Genomic DNA, 17,969 nt, shown 5'->3' with positions numbered 1-17,969 from the left:
GGCTATGTGGACAAAAGTGGTTCTATAAAATAGAGCCAAGATGAAGATCTTGGCGCTATGCGGGCGCCACGATCTGAAACAGGATGCCGCAATGTCTGATCATTCCTTGTCCTTCGAAAGCCTGCGCCGCCTGATGCAGGGCTGGCGCGAGGGAGCTGAGGGGCCTGCTTATCGAAAGATCGCGGATCGTTTGCGCTTCGCCGTGCTGGATGGCCGGATCGGTCTGGGCGTGCGCCTGCCGGGCGAGCGGCGGTTGGCCGAGGAATTGAAGGTCGCTCGCATCACCGTCTCTCAGGCTTATGATGTGTTACGTGACGCTGGGTTCCTGGAACGCGGGCAGGGTGCAGGTTCGGTCATTGTGCTGCCGGACGGCGCGGAAGCCTTGCAGGAAGGCGCCAGTCAGGATCCGGGTCTGCTCGACCTGGCGGCTGCGACCACGCGCGCTCATCCCGATTTGGCTCCGGCCTATCGCAAGGCGATGGAGCATCTGCCCGCGCTGTTGCCGCATTCGGGCTATGACATGCGCGGCGAACCCGGCCTGCGCCAAGTGCTCGCCCGGCGATACGCCGATGTCGGCGTGGCGCTGTCTCCAGACCAGCTTCTGGTCTGTCAGGGCGCGCAACACGGCCTGGTGCTTCTGATCCGCGCCTTTCTGAAACCCGGCGACCGGGTGGCGGTGGACTTGCCCAGCTATCCCAATGCGCTTGATGCCTTTCACCGGGCGGGCGTTCAGATGCGCGGTTACCCGGTCAATGACTCAGGATGGTCGGTTGAAGAGCTGGAGCATGATCTGGCGCGGGGCCGGTACAAGATGGCCTATCTGATCGCGGACCATCACAATCCCACAGGCCAGGTCATGACGGCGGAGGCGCGCTTCCGTCTGGCGCGCGCCGCCAAACGCGGCGATGCGCTCCTGGTGTTTGACGAATGCGTGAGAGAACTCTGGCTGGATGAGCCGCCGCCTCTGATCGATCCGCCTCATTATCGTGCGCCTGTGGTGCGCCTGGGGTCGGCCAGCAAGGTCTTCTGGGGCGGCCTGCGCACCGGATGGATCGCGGCGGACCGGCGTAAAATCGATCAGGTTCACGCCGCGCGCGCTTCCATTGATCTGGGCGGGCCGCCGCTGGAGCAGATCACCACGCGCATCCTCTTTGAAGACTTCCCCGATGCGGTGGACCGTCAACGTGCGGCCTTGCGCGATGAGCACGCCTTTTTGCACGAGGCGATCAAGCAGCGCTTTCCCGATTGGCAGGTTCTGCCGGTCCGGGGCGGGCTGTCGCTCTGGCTCCGGCTGCCGGCGCCGCTGAGTCCAGCGCTCGCCAGCGCGGCGCGGGATCTGGGGCTGAAACTCGAACCGGGTCCACGGTTTTACTTGCACCAGGGCGGCGAGTCCGCCTTGCGCCTGCCGTTCAGCCGGGATCGGAGCTTCATGCTCAACGCTCTGGATATTCTGGAGCAGGCCTGGGCCAGGAGCCTGGCCGGGCAAGGGCGCCTCCGTGACGCCGCTTCGCCCAGCCCGGTGTTTTAGGCGCCTTCACGCCGCCAGGCCAAGGCGAACAGGCCCAGCACCAGAAGCGCGATCAGAAGGCCGGGCGCCAGCGGCGTGGACTGTGCGTCAGTGACCCGATAGGCGGCGTTGCGCTTCAGGCCCGCCCAGTTCATCCCCGCCTGACGGGCGCGCGCATTGGTGCGGCGCAGGTCGGGCAGGTCGATGGCGTCGCCCAGGGCGAACACGCCGCCGCCGCTTGAGTCCACCAGCGTGGCGAAGCCTTCAGGATCGGGGCGCAGATCGCGATATTCCAGCGGATTGAGCGGGCCGGAGGCGGTGACCGTGGTCAGCTCGCCTGACCGCAGGCGCACCAGGCCTTGCTCGCGCGCCGGGAGGCGCTGCACATAATCGCCAAAGCCGTTGGACGTCATCGCCATCGTGTCGCGGGCGCCGGACGGCCATTCGATCTCAAGATCGGGCACAGCGTCAGACAGCGTGTTGCGCGTCACTTCCAGTTCGCCATTTACGACCCGGGCGCTCAGGCGTTCTTCGTCGAGCTCGGGCTCGCCCATCAGCCAGTGCGCCACCCGTCGGAACAGCTCATCATGGGGGCCGCCGCCCTCATAACCGCGCGCCCACAGCCAGGCCTGATCAGACAGCAGGATCGCTGCGCGGCCCTGACCTTCGCGCGACAGGGTTAGCAGCGGATCGCCATTGGGCGCCTGCAACACCGTCTCGCCGGACAGGGCGCGGGCGCCGATGCTGCGGAACCAGGGGCCCCATTCGCCCTCACCGGTCAGCATGGGCCGGGTGACAGGGTGTCTTTGGCCGATATCGCTGATCTGCGGGACAAAGCGATCCTCGCTGATCAATCCGGTCGGCACAGCGGGCAAAACGCTCGCCAGCGGCGAGCGCGCCACGCTTTCTCCGCCGGCGAAGGGCGGACCGGTGGTGACAAGCAGCGCGCCGCCGTTTTCAACATAATTGGCGATGTTATCAAAATAGAGCGGGCGCAGGATGCCGCGGCGGCGATAGCGGTCGAAAATGACCAGATCAAATTCCTGCAGGCTCAGCTGGAACAGCTCGAACACCGGAAAGGCGATCAGCGCCAGCTCGTTGGGCGGCACGCTGTCATCCTTGTCCAGCGGGCGCAGAATGGTGAAGTGCACCAGATCGACGCTGGGATCGGATTTCAGAAGATTGCGCCAGGCGCGCGCGCCGTTATGCGGCTCGCCCGTCACCAGCAGCACCCGCAAGCGGTCGCGCACGCCAGTGACGTTCACCGCCGCGCGATTATTGATCAGGGACAGCTCGCCGGGGCCCGGTTCGACCTCGATCTCGACCACATTGGGCCCGCGATTGGCGATCTCGGCCTGAACAGTAACATCTTGACCAATCTGGACCCGCGCGCTGATCGGCTCGCCGCCATCGACGTAGAGATTGACCATGGCCGTGCCGGTGGCCGCGCCTTCATCCTCGACGCGCAGCGTGAAGCTGACCGGATCGCCTACCAGCCCATAGCGCGGCGCTGAGGAGACGATCAGGCGGCGGTCGCGCGCGTTGGGATCGCCCGTGAGGAAATGGTGCACGGGCGCATCCAGCCCAAGCTCATCCGCGCTGGGGGGCGTATCATGCACTTGTCCGTCAGACGCGATGATGACGCCCGCCAGCCGGTTGCGCGGCGCTTGTGACAGACCTTGCTGGAGGGCGCGGCTCAGGCGGGTGCCGTCTTCGGACGCGCCGCCAGAGACTTCGATCAGGTCCAGAAGCGGATCACGCTCGGCCAGCGCGCGCATGGCTTGAGCGACCTGTACGGCGGCGTCGCTCCGCGTGCCGATCTGCATGGAGGCGCTGTCATCTGTGATCAGCACCGCCACATCGCTCAGCGGTTCACGGGTTTCCTGCACCAGGGCCGGATTGAGCAGAGCGCCGGTCAGAACCAGCGCCGCCAGGGCTCGCCAGAGCCAGCCTTTCAGGCCGCGCACCAACGCAAATCCGGCCACAGCCAGCGCCAGCGCGCCCAGCCCGTAGGCGAGCAGGGGCGGGATGAGCGGGGAGAAGGCGAGCGTCACAGCGTCCATCAATCCTGTCCCAACCGTTCCAGAATGGCGGGCACATGCACCTGATCGGCCTTGTAGTTGCCGGTCAGGGCGTACATGGCGAGATTGACCCCGAACCGGATGGCCAGTTCGCGCTGTCTCGGCCCGCCCTCCACCGGAGCGAGCGGGCGGCCCTGTTCGTCAATCGCCCAGGCCGAGGCCCAGTCCGCCGAGCCGATCACCACGGACGACGCGCCGTCCCGGCCCGAGCTTTCGGGATTGGCTTCCACCCAGATCCGGGTGTCGGGATAGCGTCCGGGAAACTCGGTCAGAAGATAAAACGCCCGGCCCAGCACATGATCATCGGGCATTTGCTGCAAGGGCGGCACTTCGACGGAATCCAGCAGCCGCACCAGCCCGGGATGCGGGGCGAGCCCGCGACCGCTGGCGCGCCCGTCGCGGGTGTCAAACACGATCAGCCCGCCCGCATTCATATAGGCCGTGACGCGGGCGGCGGCCTCTGGCGACAGGGCTTGCGCGTCTTCGGTCACGGGCCAGTAGATCATCGGATAGAACAGGATTTCGTCAGTTTCGATATCGACGCCGGCGGGCGTGCTGGGTTCAACCGCGCTGCGGCGGGTGCTTTCGCGCGACAGTCCGGCGAGGCCGGCCCGGCTCAGCTCGTCTATGCGGGAATCGCCTGTGCGCACATAGGCGAGCCGGACTTCCAGCGCTTGTTGCTCTATGACGGGCCCGGTTTGCGCCTGGGCGTCTTGCGGCAGAGCGCCAAGGGTCAGCGCGAGCACGGCGATTGCGCCGAAATTGCGTGTGGCGAAGGGCATGCGCCCGGACAGGATGAGTGTGATCAGACCATCCAGGCACAAGAGGATCAGGGCCAGACTCAAGAGCGGCCCCGCCAGTCGCGTCTCGATCGCGCCATCGCCCGAGCGATAGGTCGCGCCGGGCAGGTCGCGCGCCATCATGGCCAGATCATCCCCGGGCTGCATCACATTGAGCGCGGCGCTTGCCGCGCCCAGGCTCCAGACGCCAGGGGGCGTCTGCGCACTGGCGCGCGCTTGTGTGAACTGATCGGCGGCGATCATCCGTGATTGGCCGACAGGGTCCGTCAAAAGCCCGTCCGCGGTCAGCTGACGCTCCAGCCCCCAGGCGCCGCCCTGGGGCGGGGTCGGGTCCGCGCCGCCGCTCAGCGATAGAACGCGTTCCAGCATGGCCGGATAAAGCCCGGACAGGGGCAGGGAGGACCAGTCAGGCCCGGCGGTGACGTGAAACAAGACGATCCAGCCTTGCCCGCGCCGGTCTGCGGTCACCAGCGGCGTGCCGTCTGACAGGCGCGCCCAGACCTTGGCGTCGAGATCGGGGCCGGGCTCGGCCAGAACCTGGCGGGTGACCTGCGCTTCAGTTGAGACCTCAAGCCCGGTGAACGGGCTTTCATCGGGGAAGTCTGCAAGGCGCTGGGGATCCTCCCACGCCATGGCGCCGCCAAACAGGCGTCCGCCTTCGCGCAGGCGCACCGGCAACAGGTCATCCGCGCGGGTGGCCAGGTTCGGCCCGGAAAAGCGGATCAACAGACCGCCCGCTTCGACAAAGGCGGTCAGGCGGTCATCCTCGAGGCGCGCATTGTCCACCATCACCAGCGCCGAGGGTTCTGTGCCGAGCAGCGTGTCGAGGTCTCCGCTTACAAGTTCTGAGGACCCCGCCAGCGCTTCGCGGGCGTAATGATAGTCAGACAGAAGCGGTTGCCGCTCGCCGCTGGTCTCCGGCGTCAGCAAACCCACCCGCGGCCGCCGCCAGCGATCGCCGGTGATGTGGGTGGCGCCAGCCGAGCCGAAGCGGTCGAGTGACAGGCGCGCGATCTGGTTGCGCAGATCGAGTGGCAGGCTGGCGGACAGATCCAGGCGTTGCTCGCCGGCTTCAAACACGCCCTCCATCCGCGCCAGCGCCTGACCGTCTGCGCCTGTGGCGTTAAGGGTCACCGGGCGTTCGGAGTCGCTGTCCGCGCGCACCAGACGCACGTTGAAGCCATCGGGCTCCACCCCGACCCGCGTCAGGCCGATGGCGGTGCGTTCAGGCGCAGGCAGGACGATCGTCACGGGTCCCGATGCGCTGAGCGTCCGCGCCAGCGCGCGATCTTGGTCGCCGTTTGAGACGCCGTCGCTGATCCATATCGTGTCGAAGCGTTCGGGCCCGCCTTGCTGGCTCAAGCCGGTTTCCAGACGCTCCCGGGTTACCTCGCGGGCCGGCGGCCAGGCGCGCAACTCATGGGCGTTCAGACGGGCCAGGGCGTTGCTGGCGGGACCAAAAGACACATCGCTCGGGCTGGCGGGCGCCGCGGTGAAGACCAGCAGCACGTCGCGGCCTTCGCTGCGCGCGGCGATCAGCTGGCTGCGGGCTTGCGCCTGCATTTGCGGCCAGTCCGGCGCCGAGCGCCAGCCATCGTCCACCAGCAGCAGAAGCGGGCGATCCGTACTGATCTCCGTTTGCGGGCTCAGGATCGGTCGGGCCAGCGCCAGAATCACCAGCGCCGCCATCACCAGCCGGAGCACGAGGAGCCACCAGGGCGTGGATTGCGGGGTTTCCGGCGTCCGCGCGAGGTTTTGCAACAGGCGTAGCGGCGCAAAGACGATCCGCGCCGGGGCGGGCGGGGTGGCGCGCAGCAAAAGCCAGAGCAGCGGCAATACGGCGAAGGCGGCCAGCGCCCAGGGCGCGGCGAAGGCGAGCGGACCCAGGCTGATCATGAACGCGGCTCTGACAAGGCTTGATACAGCGCGAGCACGGCGCTCGCCGCCGGACGGTCGGTGCGATGGGTGATCAGCCGCCAGCCATACTGACGCGCCAGATCATTCAGCTGCGCGCCATGACGGCTCCAGGCCTCGCGATAGGCGGTGCGGGCGTCTTCAGCGCGTCCAAACAACAGGCTGTCCCCGCCGCCAGACGCGGCTTCAAACCGGGTGCGGCCCTTGAAGGGGAAATCGTCTTCGGCGGGATCGATGACGCGCAACAACGCACCGCTGGCGCCTTGGGCGGCGAAGCGGCTGAGCCGGGCCTGCCAGGTCTCGACCGGATCGAGAAAATCACTGGCGATTACAAGCCGGGCATGACGTGGCAGGTCTGCAGCTTCAACGCTGTCCGCCTCTCCGTCGCCCATCGCCAGAGCGCGGCTGACGGTTTCAAACCCGGTCCGGCCAGCTCGGGCGCGCCCGGTTTCCCCCAGCACCGAGAGGCGCTCGCCGCCGCGATTGAGCAGGCTCGCGATCGCCATCAGGGCCACCGAGGCGCGCTCGGCTTTCGAGGGCAGTCCGGGTGAATGCAGCTGCATGCCGGCGGACCCGTCGCGCCAGAAATAAATGGCGTTCGCCGCCTCCCACTCCACTTCACGGATATACAGATGATCGCCCTGGGCGGAGCGGCGCCAATCGACAAAGCGCGCGCCGTCTTCAGGCCGGTGATGGCGGTATTGCCAGAAGGTCTCGCCCTGACCTGCGCGTCGCCGTCCGTGCACGCCATGGGCGACGCTGGCGGCGATACGCTCAGCCTCGGCCAGCAAGGCCGGGAAGCGCGCCGCCGCCTGCTCCGCATCATGGCGCAGGCGGGTCAGTTGGAGAGGGGCAGGAGCCTGGCTCATCAAATATTACGCGGCGGCTTTCGCAAGGCGGTTGATCAGGGCCTCAAGCTGCAAGCCCTCGGCTCGGGCGGCGAAGCTGAGCGCCATACGGTGCTTGAGCACGGGCTCGGCGAGTGCGAGCACGTCTTCGGTAGATGGCGCGAGACGACCCTGCAGCAAGGCGCGGGCGCGTACCGCCAGCATCAGCGCCTGACCGGCGCGGGGGCCAGGCCCCCAGCTGACGCCGTCGCGGACTTCTTGGTCATTGGAGCGGTCCGGGCGGGCTTGTTCGAGCAGCGCCAGAATGGCGTCGAGCACGGCTTCACCCACCGGCATGGCGCGCACAAGCTCTTGCAGGTCCAGGATTTCCTGCGCGTTCAGAACCGGCTCGGCCATGGCGTCTTCAGAGCCGGTGGTGGCCAAGAGGATGGCGCGTTCCTGATCCTTGTCAGGATAGGGCACGTCGATCTGCATCAGGAAGCGATCCAGCTGGGCTTCGGGCAGCGGATAGGTGCCTTCTTGCTCGATCGGGTTCTGGGTCGCCAGCACGTGGAAGGGCTGGGGCAGGTCATGGCGTTCGCCCGCCACGGTGACAAAGCCTTCTTGCATGGCCTGTAGAAGGGCGGCCTGGGTGCGCGGGCTGGCGCGGTTGATCTCGTCCGCCATCAGCAAGCGGCAGAAGACCGGGCCGGGAATGAAGCGGAAATGGCGTTTGCCGTCGGCGTCCTGGTCGAGCACTTCAGAGCCCAGAATATCGGCCGGCATCAGGTCGGGGGTGAACTGCACCCGCTTGTCCTCAAGACCCGTGACCACCGCCAGCGCATGCACCAGACGGGTTTTCGCCACGCCCGGCGGGCCGACCAGCAGGCCATGTCCGCCTGACAGGATCACGGCGAGCGATTGTTCGACCACGTCATCGAGCCCGATAATGGAGCGGGCGATGGAGCGGCGAACCTCGGCCAGGCGTGCGGTTGCAGCGTCTGCGCGTGCTGAAAGCGCCTGTACGTCTTCCTTCGAGGTGGGCATCGGCTTACATCCTTGAACGAGGCTGTTTTCTAACCTCAAACATGGCCGCAGCCAGAGGAGGTGTCCATGGGCGCACCGAAGTCTGAACAAGATGCAATGCAGTCGCTGCTCTCGGCGGCTGAAGCGATCGATACCGCAGACGGCTATCCCCCGGTGGATCGGTGGGAGCCGGAGTATTGCGGCGAGATGGATCTCGTCATCAAACGCGACGGCAGCTGGTGGCATGAAGGCGCGCGGATCGGGCGCGAAAAATTGGTCCGGCTGTTCGCGCGCATCCTTCGAAAAGATGCAGATGGCGAGACTTATCTCGTCACCCCGGTCGAAAAAATCAAAATCAAGGTCGAGGCCGCGCCCTTCACCGCCGTGCGCGTGGATCGGACAGGCTCCGGTCAGGATCAGAAGCTGGCTTTTCTGACCAATCTTGATGACGCCGTGATCGCGGGTCCTGAACATCCCTTGCGCGTTGAGATCGCTGAGGACGGCGAGCCTGAACCCTATGTGCATGTGCGCGGGCGCCTAGAGGCGCTGATCACGCGCGCGGCCTTCTATGATCTTGTGGAGTTCGCGGAGCGTGGTGAAAATGATCAGGGCGAGCAGGTGATGGGCGTGTGGAGTCGCGGCGTGTTCTTCCCTCTGGGGCCGATTGCATGAGCGTAGAGACCGACCGCATTCTCAAGCGGCTGCATGCTGTGCTGGACCCTGTTGATGCGCGCGTTGAGACGCGTCCGACTCGCGGCGATGGGGATTTGAACGCGGATTTGGCTCTGCCCGCAGGTCGCAAGCTCAAGCCAGCGGCTGTTCTGGCCTTGCTGGTCAAGCGCGAGGCGGGGCTGACTGTGATGTTCACCCGGCGCGCGGACCATTTGCAGGCCCATCCCGGTCAGGTCAGCTTTCCCGGCGGGCGCCAGATGGCGGGGCGCGAGAGCTTGTGTGACTGCGCTCTGCGCGAGACCGAGGAAGAAGTGGGCCTGCCCCCGAGCGCGATCACGATGCTGGGGCGCTGGGAGAGTTATGAAACCGGCACCGGCTATGCCGTGACGCCGTTCGCCGGCGTGATCGAGCCGGGCTTTGATCTGTCGCCCGATCCGGGCGAGGTGGCGGAGGTGTTTGAAACCCCGTTCGATTTTCTGATGGACCCGGATAATCACAAGCTTGAAGAGCGTGAATTCGCCGGCATGTTGCGGCGCTTTTACGCCATGCCGCACAAGGGACGCTATATCTGGGGCGCGACGGCGGGCATGCTGCGCGCCTTGTCCATCCGTTATGCGCAAGGGCGACCAGACGAGCCCGTCAGGCGTTCAAAGGAGACCAGCCGATGACCCGCATATTTCTGTTGATGCTGGTGGCGTTTGCTCTGCCCTACAGTGTCGCGCGACTGCTGTCGGCGGCGGGCGTGCTTAAACAGCCCTTGTCCGCGACCCTGGGCGTTCTGTCCGGCATGGGCGCCGCGCTGGCCATGCTTGTGGTGCTGGTGCTGCTGGAAACGGACGCCAGCTCCCGGGACGGCGCCTATCAGCCGCCGCGCCTGGAAGAGGGCGAAATCCGTCCCGGTCAGTTTGAAGAGCGTGATCCGCCGCCTGCTGACGGGTCGATCTAGCGAAGGTGAGGGGGGATGAAGCTTGATCCCGATCAGCACGCCTTTCTGACGGATCCGGCGACGGTCGCTGTGATGGACGCGCTTAGTCCCGGGAACGCCGATACCGCGCGCTTTGTCGGGGGCTGCGTGCGCAACGCCATTCAGGGCGAGCCGGTCGAAGATGTGGACATCGCCACTCAAGCGACGCCGGACGAGACGCTGGCCGCGCTTCAGGCTGCGGGTATCCGGGCGATCCCCACCGGGATTGAGCACGGCACCATCACCGCAGTGGTCAATGGCGCGCCTTTTGAAATCACCTCCCTGCGCAAGGATGTGACCACGGATGGTCGGCGTGCGGTGGTGGCTTTCACCACGGACTGGAGGCTGGACGCCGCCCGGCGCGATTTTCGCCTTAACGCGATATACGCGCGACGCGACGGCAGCCTGTTTGATCCCTGGAATGGCGTCGAGGACGCGCAGGCGCGGCGCGTGGTCTTCATTGGCGATCCCGATCAAAGGCTGGCCGAAGACGTTCTGCGCATTCTGCGATTTTACCGGTTTAATGCCTGGTATGGCTCCACCCTCGATGAAGCAGGCCATGACGCGTGCATTCGGGCTGCCCCCAAACTCGCCGGTCTGGCGCGGGAACGGGTGTGGAAAGAGCTCAAGAAACTTCTGGCCGCGCCGGATCCCGGAGCTGTGGCCAAAGCGATGCATCTGGGCCACGTTTTGCAACCGCTTTGGCCGGAACCGCTCGACTTAAATCTTCTCTTAAGCATAATTAACGCCGACAGAGGGAAAGGGCGCGCGCCCGATACGCTCTTAAGAGCGGCGGCGCTGTGCGGGGGAAAGGGTGACGCCGTGCGTAGCCTGTGTGACCAGATGAAAGCGTCCAACGCGGAAGCCGGCCGTCTTGTCGCCATGTGCGATCCGGCGCCGGAGCGCGCAGGAGACGTGCGTCCTGGGCTTGATGGCAAGGCTCTGTCACGCGCGCTCTACGTTCTGGGCAAAGAGACCGTGTCGGATCGCTTGCGCTTGGCTGAAGCGCGAGGCGAGGGCGATGCGGACGCGGGATTGCGAACGGCTGCGGCCTGGCGCGCTCCTGATCTGCCGATCAATGGCCGCGATCTGATCGAAGCGGGATTGAAGACCGGGCCGCAACTGGGCGCTGTTCTGAGCCAGCTCGAAGAGGCGTGGATCGACTCAGACTTTACGCTGGATCGTCAGGCGCTCCTGGCCATGGCGAGCGAGGGGCGGGGATGAGCCTGTCCGAGCTCTTCTCCCTGCGCTATCGCGCCCGGGTCGGCAGCGGCGAGCTGTTTGCCGCGGATTTGCACCTGCATGACCGCCGCGCGCTGGAAGAGACCGCCAAGGCGCTCAACTACACCGAAGACGAGGTTGAGAACGCGCTGGTGGACGCCGAGCTGGCGTTACGCATCCAGCTCGCCAAATCCATCAACAACGCCAATGAAAAGCGCAAGATCAAGGACCTTCCCAGGCGGGCGCGCCAGATCATGGCGGACGCCTATCTGCAGGCCAATCGCGCGCACTGGTCGGCGGTTCTGGACGCGCCGGGGTTTGAGAATCTGTTTCAGGCTGAAGGCGGGGTCAGCGCGCGCGATCCGCTCAATGGCAAGAAATGGAGCATCGCCGCCAACCTCATGATCTTTGATTATGTGGAGGCGTTCTTTGATCTCTTGCCCGGCGAGGAGCAGCTCGAGTTTAGCCGTGATCTGAACCAGCGGCTCCAGCGCGGGGAATCGCGTTGGTATTTCCAGCTGGGCCGCTGGCGTCGCGATGACTGGCCGCGTGAACGCGACAGCCAGTTTGACCAGATCTTGTATTCGCTCAAAAGCCAGGCCGATCAGGCGCTCACCGCCCAGGACAACAAGATCCGCAATGGCGAAGAGGTCACAGCGCAAACGCTCGACCCTCTGAAAGTGTCTGCGTCGCTGTCCGAAGCCGCGCGCAGCCTGTGGGAGGCGGATCGCCTTCTGGAATCCGACCTCTTGTCCAAAAAAGTGCGCCATGGCGCGGCGGTGCGCGCGGCGCGTCATGCGCTGGACCAGTGTCTGGTGCATTTCCGCGGCAAGCTGGACGGGCCGTTCGTCAAGGCCAAACCGCCCAAGGATAAAAGACCAAGCAAAGGGCTGGGACGACTGGCGGCGCCGACCCTGGACAAAAGCGCGCTCCAGGGCGTGTCGGAGGGTGTGGCGGCGGCGATCCGGATCGAGATGATCGGCAAATGGCTGGCCCATGGCGGCGGCCTGAAAGACCAGCGCCTGAACGCGCTCGATCGGGCCGGTCTGGCGGAAATGCTCTTGCGGCTGGTGCTGTTTGGTTTGCCCGAGGACAAGGACAGCCCCTACGATATCGAGGAAGCGGAAGCGGACGAAATTCGCAGCTATTCCAAGATCACCGCGGTGCGAGACGTGCCCAAGCGAGACGGCAAGCTGCTCAACCACGGCGAAGGCAGCCTGATGCTGCACATGGACGATGAAGCCAGCGCCCGGCTGGCGGTCGATGTGCTGGCCCGACTGTGCCAGTTTGCGACAGGGGCGGCAGGGTCGCCCAAAGATGCTGCAGAGATGCGGGCCGACCAGCCCATCCGCAAAAATCTCGGCGCGCCTTTAGAAACACGCCGTGCGCCAAATCCGATCTGGCTTCAGATGACCAATTGGCTGATTTTGGGCGGCGTCGCAGCCTCGCTGATTTCGCTGGGCTTCATTTTCGGATTGCTCACGGCCGGCTGGTCGCCAGCTTTTCTGACGCCCTAGATCATTCGTCCGTGCCGCTTTCAGAAACCGGGGCGATCTCAAGACGATTCTCTGACAAGGCTTCCAGTCGCGCATAGGCCTTGTCATCGCCGCGTCGGGCCTGTTCGATCAGCGCCTGTAAGGTGGCGTAGCGACTCTCCAGATCCTGGCTTTCACGCTGGCGCGCTTCGGATCCGATCTGGGCTTCCATGCGGGCGCGGAACTGATCGATCACCTCCTGGCTGTCACGCTGGGCAACGCCGCCTTCGCCGTCAGAGAGGGCGTTCAACAGCGCATCAAACGGGCTTTGAGACAGTGAGAGGTCGGGCGCCTCTACGCCGGCATTGGCCGATTCTTGCTCTACAATCGCCTGCATGGTCTCTCGGGTGCCGCGATAACGTTCGGAGTTTTGTTCTTCCTCGGACAGGGAATCGTAAAACTCGATATAGGCGCGCGCCCGGGTCAGGACGTCGCCGGTATGTTCGGGCGCCGTGAAGGCCTCGCGTTCGCGCTCAAGCATTTTCATGCGGGTGTCGCGCGCCACGTCAGGATCAAGGCCGGGCTGTTCTAAAGTGGCGGCGAAATTGTCCTTGTAGGCGCGAGCGCCGGACAGGGCGTTGCGGAAGATCGCGTCTCCGCGTTCACCGAGCAGGGCGTCGACTCGCGCCGATGCGCCGTTCAGCACCGCTTGCGCTGCAGCAGACAGGCTGACGGTGTCGTTAGCTTTTTGCGCGCTGTTGTTCTGCCCGGACGCGCCGGGCTGCGGTTTGCCGGTCTCGGTTTGCGTCGCTGCATTGGCGCCGTTCGGGCCCAGATACGGACCTTGGGTTCCAACCGTATTGACCATGTAACGCTCCATAGGCGAGGTGCCGTCCATGGATAGCGTTTGATGAGTCTGCTAACTGGTCGTTAACGCAGATTAAGATTTCGCTTATGGCCAGCGGGCATGGGGCGGCATGGAGGACAGAATGGAATTGATGTTTCCGCCGGTCTCGAGCCCGAATTTGGTGCCGCGATCATAAAGAAGGTTGAACTCGGCATACCGGCCGCGGCGCACCAGTTGTTCCTCGCGGTCGTCATCGGACCAGGGCGTGTCCATGCGCGTTCTGACGATTTGCGGGTATGCTTTCACGAAGGCCTCGCCCACATCGCGCGTGAACGCGAAGTCCGCGTCATGGTCGCTAGTGTCGAGATGATCGTAGAAAATCCCGCCCGTGCCGCGCGATTCCTGACGGTGCTTGAGCCAGAAATACTCGTCGCACCAGTCTGTGAAGCGCGAGTAGTACGCGGGGTCATGGGCGTCGCAGGCGGCTTTCGCGGCCTCATGAAACAACACGCTGTCCTCAAAGCTCTTGTCGCGCTGATAGTCCTGGGTCGGATTGAGATCCATCCCGCCGCCAAACCAGCTTTGCGTGGTGGTGATGAAGCGTGTGTTCATATGCACGGCGGGCACATGCGGATTGCGCATATGGGCGATCAGAGAGACGCCGGTCGCGTAAAAGCGCGGATCGGTTTCGGCGCCGCGCACGCGGGCAGCGAACTCGGGGCTGAACGCGCCAAAGACCGTGGAGACATGCACGCCGACTTTTTCAAACAGGCGACCATGCATCATGCCCATCACGCCGCCGCCCAGGTCTTCACCGCCGTCGCCACGCGTCCAGGGCGTGCGTTCAAACCGTCCCGCCTCGCCTGGATAGAGCGCTGGATCGGCGGCATCTTCAAGCGCTTCGAACGCCAGGCAGATCCGGTCTCGCAGGTCCTCAAACCAGGCTTTGGCGCGGGCGCGACGATCAGCCAGAGCATCAGCGCTAGGTTTGGCGGTTGCAGACATGCTCGCTCCTCAAGGGTCTGGGCGGTGTGAAAAGATACATCTCGGCGCGCGCTGGCAAGTCCAAACGGCGCCTGAAGCGCTGGCGCACGCGACAGGCGGGCATTAGTCTGCGCCGCCATATCAAGCCTTGTCTGAATGTGGATCGCTGACCGCCATGATTGACCCTTTGACTGACCTGCGCGACGCGCGTCGTCGTGAAGACCTGTTGTCCGTCTCTGTTGAGGCGCGCCGCCTGATCGAGGCCGCGCCCCAGCTGGGCAGCCAATGGGGTGAAGTGGCCAGCTTGGCGCTTGAAGTCGGTGATGAGGTCGGCGCCTTTCAGGCGGCGGAACGGCTGACGCAAGCCTCTCCCAATTATCAGCAATCCTGGCTCTGGCTCGTCGCCGCGCTGACCGGGCTGGGCCGCCATCAGCAAGCGCTCGACGTCCTGGAGAGACTGATCGCCCAAGCGCCCAATGACCCGGCTTTGCAAAGACGGGCGGGTCGCGCCCTTCTGGCGCTGGGGCGCACCAACCTGGCGGCGTTGAGCTTTCGGCGCGCAATCAGCCTGGACCGGTTCGACGTCATGGCGTGGGAAGGCCTGTCTGAGTGCATCACGTTTGAATCAGGTTCGGCGGAGCTGGCCGCGCTGGAGGAAATGCGTATCCAGAACACGGCTGACATGTCCTCCACCCAACGCGGCGTGCTGGCCTATACGCTGGCCAAGGCCTATCGCGATGTGGGCGAGGACGCTGTCGCGGCCATGCGCGTGGCCGAAGGCGCGTCCTTTTGTCTGGGCGATACGGCGTTTGACACCGAGCGCCACGAGCAGTCGATCAAGGCGCTGATCGCCAGTTATGAGCCAAAATTTGTCGATCAGCATGAAGAGGCGGGCGTTATTGACGCGCGCCCGGTGTTGCTGATCGCACCGCCTTGCGGCGGCGCGGACTGGTTGAGCCAGGTTCTGGCGGCGGACGCCGATACTACCGCACTGATGCGCAATAACAGCCTGTTCTGGCTGAACGCCGCGTCTCTGGGCGATCAGACCCTGTCAGAGATTTCAGCCGCGATTGAAGCCGGATGGGGCCGCAATGTGCTGGGCGATGTCGCCAAGCGCTATCTGGGGCAGGCCGAGGAGGCCTTGGGTGGTCCGGCGAAACGGATCATCGACCCCAGCTCCCTGTCTGAAATGGCGGCGGGCGCGTTCGGCGTTTGCCTGCCGGCGTCAAAAATGGTTCGGATTTTCCGCGATCCGCGCGATCTGGCCTGGTCGATCTACAAGACCCGGTTTCGCAAGGCGCGGCACTGGACCTATCATCCCGATGACATCGCCCGTGTTCTGGCATGCCACAATCTCCTGTGCGAGCACTGGGAATCGATTTTTCCAGACCGGATACTCACGGTGCGTTACGAGGATATGCTCAGCGATCCGCAAACCGTGGCGCGTGACGTGGCCAACTTCATCGGTGTGGACGGAGACGCGGCGGCGGCTGAGGCCTGGCTGCGCAGCGAAGCCCTCAAAACGGATCGCGTGGGCGTTCATGCAGAGGCGGGAGACCGCTTTGAGCCTTTGAGCGCTGCGTTGGAGCGGGCGGGGCTGATCTAGGCTGACGCCTCGCTTGAGATCAGACGAGCAAGCTCTTCGCCGGCCATGCTGACCGGATCGCTGGAGTGCTGCGATCTGGCGAGAATGAGCGCCCCTTCGAGCGTTGATAAGCACAGCGTGGCCAGTTGATGAGCGCGCTCCGGCGTCTGGCCTTCCGCGACCAGTTGGTCCGCCAGCCCCTTGATGACGCGATCAAAGGCTGAACGGATCGCTGCGACGAGTTCCGGGGCGCCATTGGCTTGCTCCAGAGCAACCGTGGCGATGGGGCACCCTCTTGTATAGTCAGAGCCTTCCAGCCAACCGGCCAGATCCTGGGCGAAAGCGCGTATGGCCCCGGCTGATGAGCCTTGGCTCTCCTGGCGAGCGGTCAGAGTTTGATGCAAGACTTGCCCGGCCGACTCCATCGCGGCCACGCCCAGCTCGGCCTTTCCACCCGGAAAGTGATGATAGAGCGAGCCTTTGGGCGTTTGTGCGCGGTCGAGAACTTCTGACAACCCCGTCGCGGCGAACCCTTGCTCCTGAAACAATTGAGCGGCGGCGCTGATCAAGCGTGTCCGGGACGCCCCGCGTTTGCGGGCAGGGCTGGCGACCGAAGGGTGTTTGGGTGACGACATGCGCGAACTCTCCTTGAACTAGAGCTTGAACGATGCTGCTGGGAATGTCTATGTAGACCGGTCGGTCTATTATGAGAGGTTTTCATGTCATCTGCACAACGCCCGCCAGAAGCCGCCGTGGCTGATGCTGCGCTGCTTCGAGAGGTCATCAAGGTCCAGCCCTTCACCCGTTGGACGGGGCTGGAGGTCATCAAGGCTGAGGACGGCGCAGTCGAGACGCGTCTGGTGCTTCGCAAGAACGACATGACCCAGCATCATGGCTTCCTGCATGGCGGTCTGGTCGGCTTTCTGGCGGATAACGCCGCCGCGTACGCTGCGGCCACTATGGTGGGCGACGTGGTCACGTCACAGTTCACTGTGAACTTTCTGTCGCCGGGAATCGGGTCTGCGTTTCGCGCCCGGGCTCAAGTGATCAAAGCCGGCAAAAGACAGGTTGTCGTCCGTGTGGATATCATTGCAGAGCAAGACGAGGGGGAAAAACTCATTGCTGTCGCTCAGGCCACGATTTTGCCTGTCGGCGAGCGGTGAACGCCAAGCCTGTCACTAAATCCGAACGCTTCTTTGAGATTTTAACTGGGGAAAATCTGCGTTTGCGGCGAAATCACGCGCAGGAAACGGGATAATCAGGTTGAAAAAATCGGGGGCGCGCATTACTCCGCCCCTCTATCTGCGTTGTAGACTTAACGGGGCTGCGTCAGCACGTCGCACGGAAAAGTCGCAGCGTTAGGCTAAGTCTGAGATCGCGCGCTAGCGTGCGTGGGGCCTGCCAGGTTCTGCGGGGCGGGCAGTTCGAATTCAAGAGGTCGGCACGTGACGGACGTGAACAGCAATCCTGAGACCGGCGGCGACGAGCCGTCGCGCCGGGACTTTCTCTACATCGCATCGGTTGGAGCAGTGGGCGTCGGTGGCGCTCTGACGCTGTGGCCGTTCATCGATCAGATGAACCCGGCGGCGGATACGCTTGCGTTGTCCACCACTGAGGTGAATGTCGGCGCGCTTGAAGAAGGCGCGGAAATCACGGTGATGTTCCGTGAGCGTCCGCACTTCGTGCGCCGCCGCACGGCGACCGAAATTACGGAAGCTGCGGACGTGGAGGTGTCTCGCCTTCCCGATCAGCTAGCGCGCAACGCCAATCTGGAAGACAGCGCGCCCGCCACTGACCAGAACCGGTCTGCGTTCACCGCGTTGATCGATGATGGCGTCGAAGTGGACGAAGGCCTACGCGGCTCTCTCCTCGTCTCCAGCGCGAACTGCACCCATCTGGGTTGCGTTCCGACTGAAGGCGCAGGCGATTACGACGCCTGGTTCTGCCCGTGCCATGGCTCGCACTACGACACCGCCGGCCGGATTCGCCGTGGCCCGGCCCCGGAAAATCTGCCTATTCCGCCGATGACCTTCATCTCGGCGACGACATTGCGTCTGGGCTAGGGA

The 17,969-nt window shown here is 64.6% G+C and carries 16 protein-coding genes; 9 read left to right on the top strand and 7 right to left on the bottom strand.

The annotated features are described in order from the left end of the window. The first annotated feature begins 91 nt into the window (after positions 1 to 91). A complete protein-coding gene (locus ACQ66J_RS03690) occupies positions 92 to 1,528 on the top strand; it encodes a PLP-dependent aminotransferase family protein (protein ID WP_430430532.1) in 1,437 nt (478 codons plus the stop codon). Here ACQ66J_RS03690 and ACQ66J_RS03685 read toward each other — a convergent pair. The 4 genes from ACQ66J_RS03685 to ACQ66J_RS03670 are packed head-to-tail and all read right to left on the bottom strand — an operon-like array spanning position 1,525 to position 8,176. Then, positions 1,525 to 3,570, bottom strand: coding sequence for a hypothetical protein (locus ACQ66J_RS03685; RefSeq protein ID WP_430430531.1), 2,046 nt, complete (start codon positions 3,568 to 3,570; stop codon positions 1,525 to 1,527). The two genes, ACQ66J_RS03690 and ACQ66J_RS03685, sit on opposite strands and share 4 nt — an antisense overlap. Continuing rightward, on the bottom strand, positions 3,570 to 6,284 hold the full coding sequence (locus ACQ66J_RS03680) for a DUF4159 domain-containing protein (RefSeq protein WP_430430530.1): 2,715 nt from the start codon (positions 6,282 to 6,284) through the stop codon (positions 3,570 to 3,572). The genes ACQ66J_RS03685 and ACQ66J_RS03680 overlap by 1 nt, the downstream gene beginning before the upstream one ends. After that, on the bottom strand, positions 6,281 to 7,171 hold the full coding sequence (locus ACQ66J_RS03675; protein ID WP_430430529.1) for a DUF58 domain-containing protein: 891 nt from the start codon (positions 7,169 to 7,171) through the stop codon (positions 6,281 to 6,283). The genes ACQ66J_RS03680 and ACQ66J_RS03675 overlap by 4 nt, the downstream gene beginning before the upstream one ends. Positions 7,172 to 7,177: 6 nt before the next feature. Then, positions 7,178 to 8,176 carry an AAA family ATPase gene (locus ACQ66J_RS03670; protein ID WP_430430528.1) on the bottom strand — a complete coding sequence of 333 codons (999 nt, stop codon included), beginning with the start codon at positions 8,174 to 8,176 and terminating at the stop codon, positions 7,178 to 7,180. A 66-nt stretch (positions 8,177 to 8,242) separates the two neighbouring features. Between ACQ66J_RS03670 and ACQ66J_RS03665 the strand changes: the two genes are divergently transcribed. Genes ACQ66J_RS03665 through ACQ66J_RS03645 form a run of 5 tightly spaced genes read left to right on the top strand, consistent with a single transcriptional unit; the run spans position 8,243 to position 12,529 of the window. Further along, positions 8,243 to 8,827 (top strand): DUF1285 domain-containing protein, encoded by a 585-nt coding sequence (locus ACQ66J_RS03665; RefSeq protein WP_430430527.1) that lies wholly within the window; start codon positions 8,243 to 8,245, stop codon positions 8,825 to 8,827. Then, positions 8,824 to 9,495, top strand: coding sequence for an NUDIX hydrolase (locus ACQ66J_RS03660; protein WP_375548428.1), 672 nt, complete (start codon positions 8,824 to 8,826; stop codon positions 9,493 to 9,495). Before ACQ66J_RS03665 ends, ACQ66J_RS03660 begins: the two co-directional genes overlap by 4 nt. Further along, positions 9,492 to 9,773: a hypothetical protein gene (locus ACQ66J_RS03655; RefSeq protein ID WP_375548429.1), complete on the top strand. Its 282-nt coding sequence runs from the start codon at positions 9,492 to 9,494 to the stop codon at positions 9,771 to 9,773. Before ACQ66J_RS03660 ends, ACQ66J_RS03655 begins: the two co-directional genes overlap by 4 nt. Positions 9,774 to 9,788: 15 nt before the next feature. Next, a complete protein-coding gene (locus ACQ66J_RS03650) occupies positions 9,789 to 11,015 on the top strand; it encodes a CCA tRNA nucleotidyltransferase (protein ID WP_430430526.1) in 1,227 nt (408 codons plus the stop codon). After that, positions 11,012 to 12,529 (top strand): hypothetical protein, encoded by a 1,518-nt coding sequence (locus ACQ66J_RS03645; RefSeq protein WP_430430525.1) that lies wholly within the window; start codon positions 11,012 to 11,014, stop codon positions 12,527 to 12,529. Before ACQ66J_RS03650 ends, ACQ66J_RS03645 begins: the two co-directional genes overlap by 4 nt. Before the next feature lies 1 nt (position 12,530). On the opposite strand, the gene ACQ66J_RS03640 is transcribed toward ACQ66J_RS03645, so the two are convergent. Beyond that, the gene (locus ACQ66J_RS03640; protein WP_430430524.1) at positions 12,531 to 13,385 is read right to left on the bottom strand and encodes a hypothetical protein; all 855 of its coding nucleotides are present in this window, start codon (positions 13,383 to 13,385) and stop codon (positions 12,531 to 12,533) included. Between the two features lie 54 nt (positions 13,386 to 13,439). Beyond that, on the bottom strand, positions 13,440 to 14,339 hold the full coding sequence (gene hemF, locus ACQ66J_RS03635) for an oxygen-dependent coproporphyrinogen oxidase (RefSeq protein ID WP_430430523.1): 900 nt from the start codon (positions 14,337 to 14,339) through the stop codon (positions 13,440 to 13,442). Positions 14,340 to 14,493: 154 nt separating this feature from the next. Between hemF and ACQ66J_RS03630 the strand changes: the two genes are divergently transcribed. Further along, complete coding sequence (locus tag ACQ66J_RS03630; RefSeq protein ID WP_430430522.1) at positions 14,494 to 15,924, top strand: sulfotransferase; 1,431 nt, start codon at positions 14,494 to 14,496, stop codon at positions 15,922 to 15,924. Here the strand turns inward: ACQ66J_RS03630 and ACQ66J_RS03625 are convergent. Continuing rightward, the gene (locus ACQ66J_RS03625; protein ID WP_430430521.1) at positions 15,921 to 16,538 is read right to left on the bottom strand and encodes a TetR/AcrR family transcriptional regulator; all 618 of its coding nucleotides are present in this window, start codon (positions 16,536 to 16,538) and stop codon (positions 15,921 to 15,923) included. The genes ACQ66J_RS03630 and ACQ66J_RS03625 overlap by 4 nt on opposite strands. A gap of 84 nt (positions 16,539 to 16,622) precedes the next feature. Here ACQ66J_RS03625 and ACQ66J_RS03620 point away from each other — a divergent pair, with 84 nt between their 5' ends. Both ACQ66J_RS03620 and petA read left to right on the top strand, forming a co-directional pair. Then, a complete protein-coding gene (locus tag ACQ66J_RS03620) occupies positions 16,623 to 17,066 on the top strand; it encodes a PaaI family thioesterase (protein WP_430430520.1) in 444 nt (147 codons plus the stop codon). Between the two features lie 282 nt (positions 17,067 to 17,348). Continuing rightward, positions 17,349 to 17,966: a ubiquinol-cytochrome c reductase iron-sulfur subunit gene (gene petA, locus ACQ66J_RS03615; protein WP_375548437.1), complete on the top strand. Its 618-nt coding sequence runs from the start codon at positions 17,349 to 17,351 to the stop codon at positions 17,964 to 17,966. Positions 17,967 to 17,969: the final 3 nt, after the last annotated feature.

Origin of the sequence: Oceanicaulis sp. (assembly GCF_965284345.1) — a bacterium.
Lineage (GTDB): Bacteria > Pseudomonadota > Alphaproteobacteria > Caulobacterales > Maricaulaceae > Oceanicaulis > Oceanicaulis alexandrii_A.
This window is presented reverse-complemented; position numbering and strand designations above follow the sequence as displayed.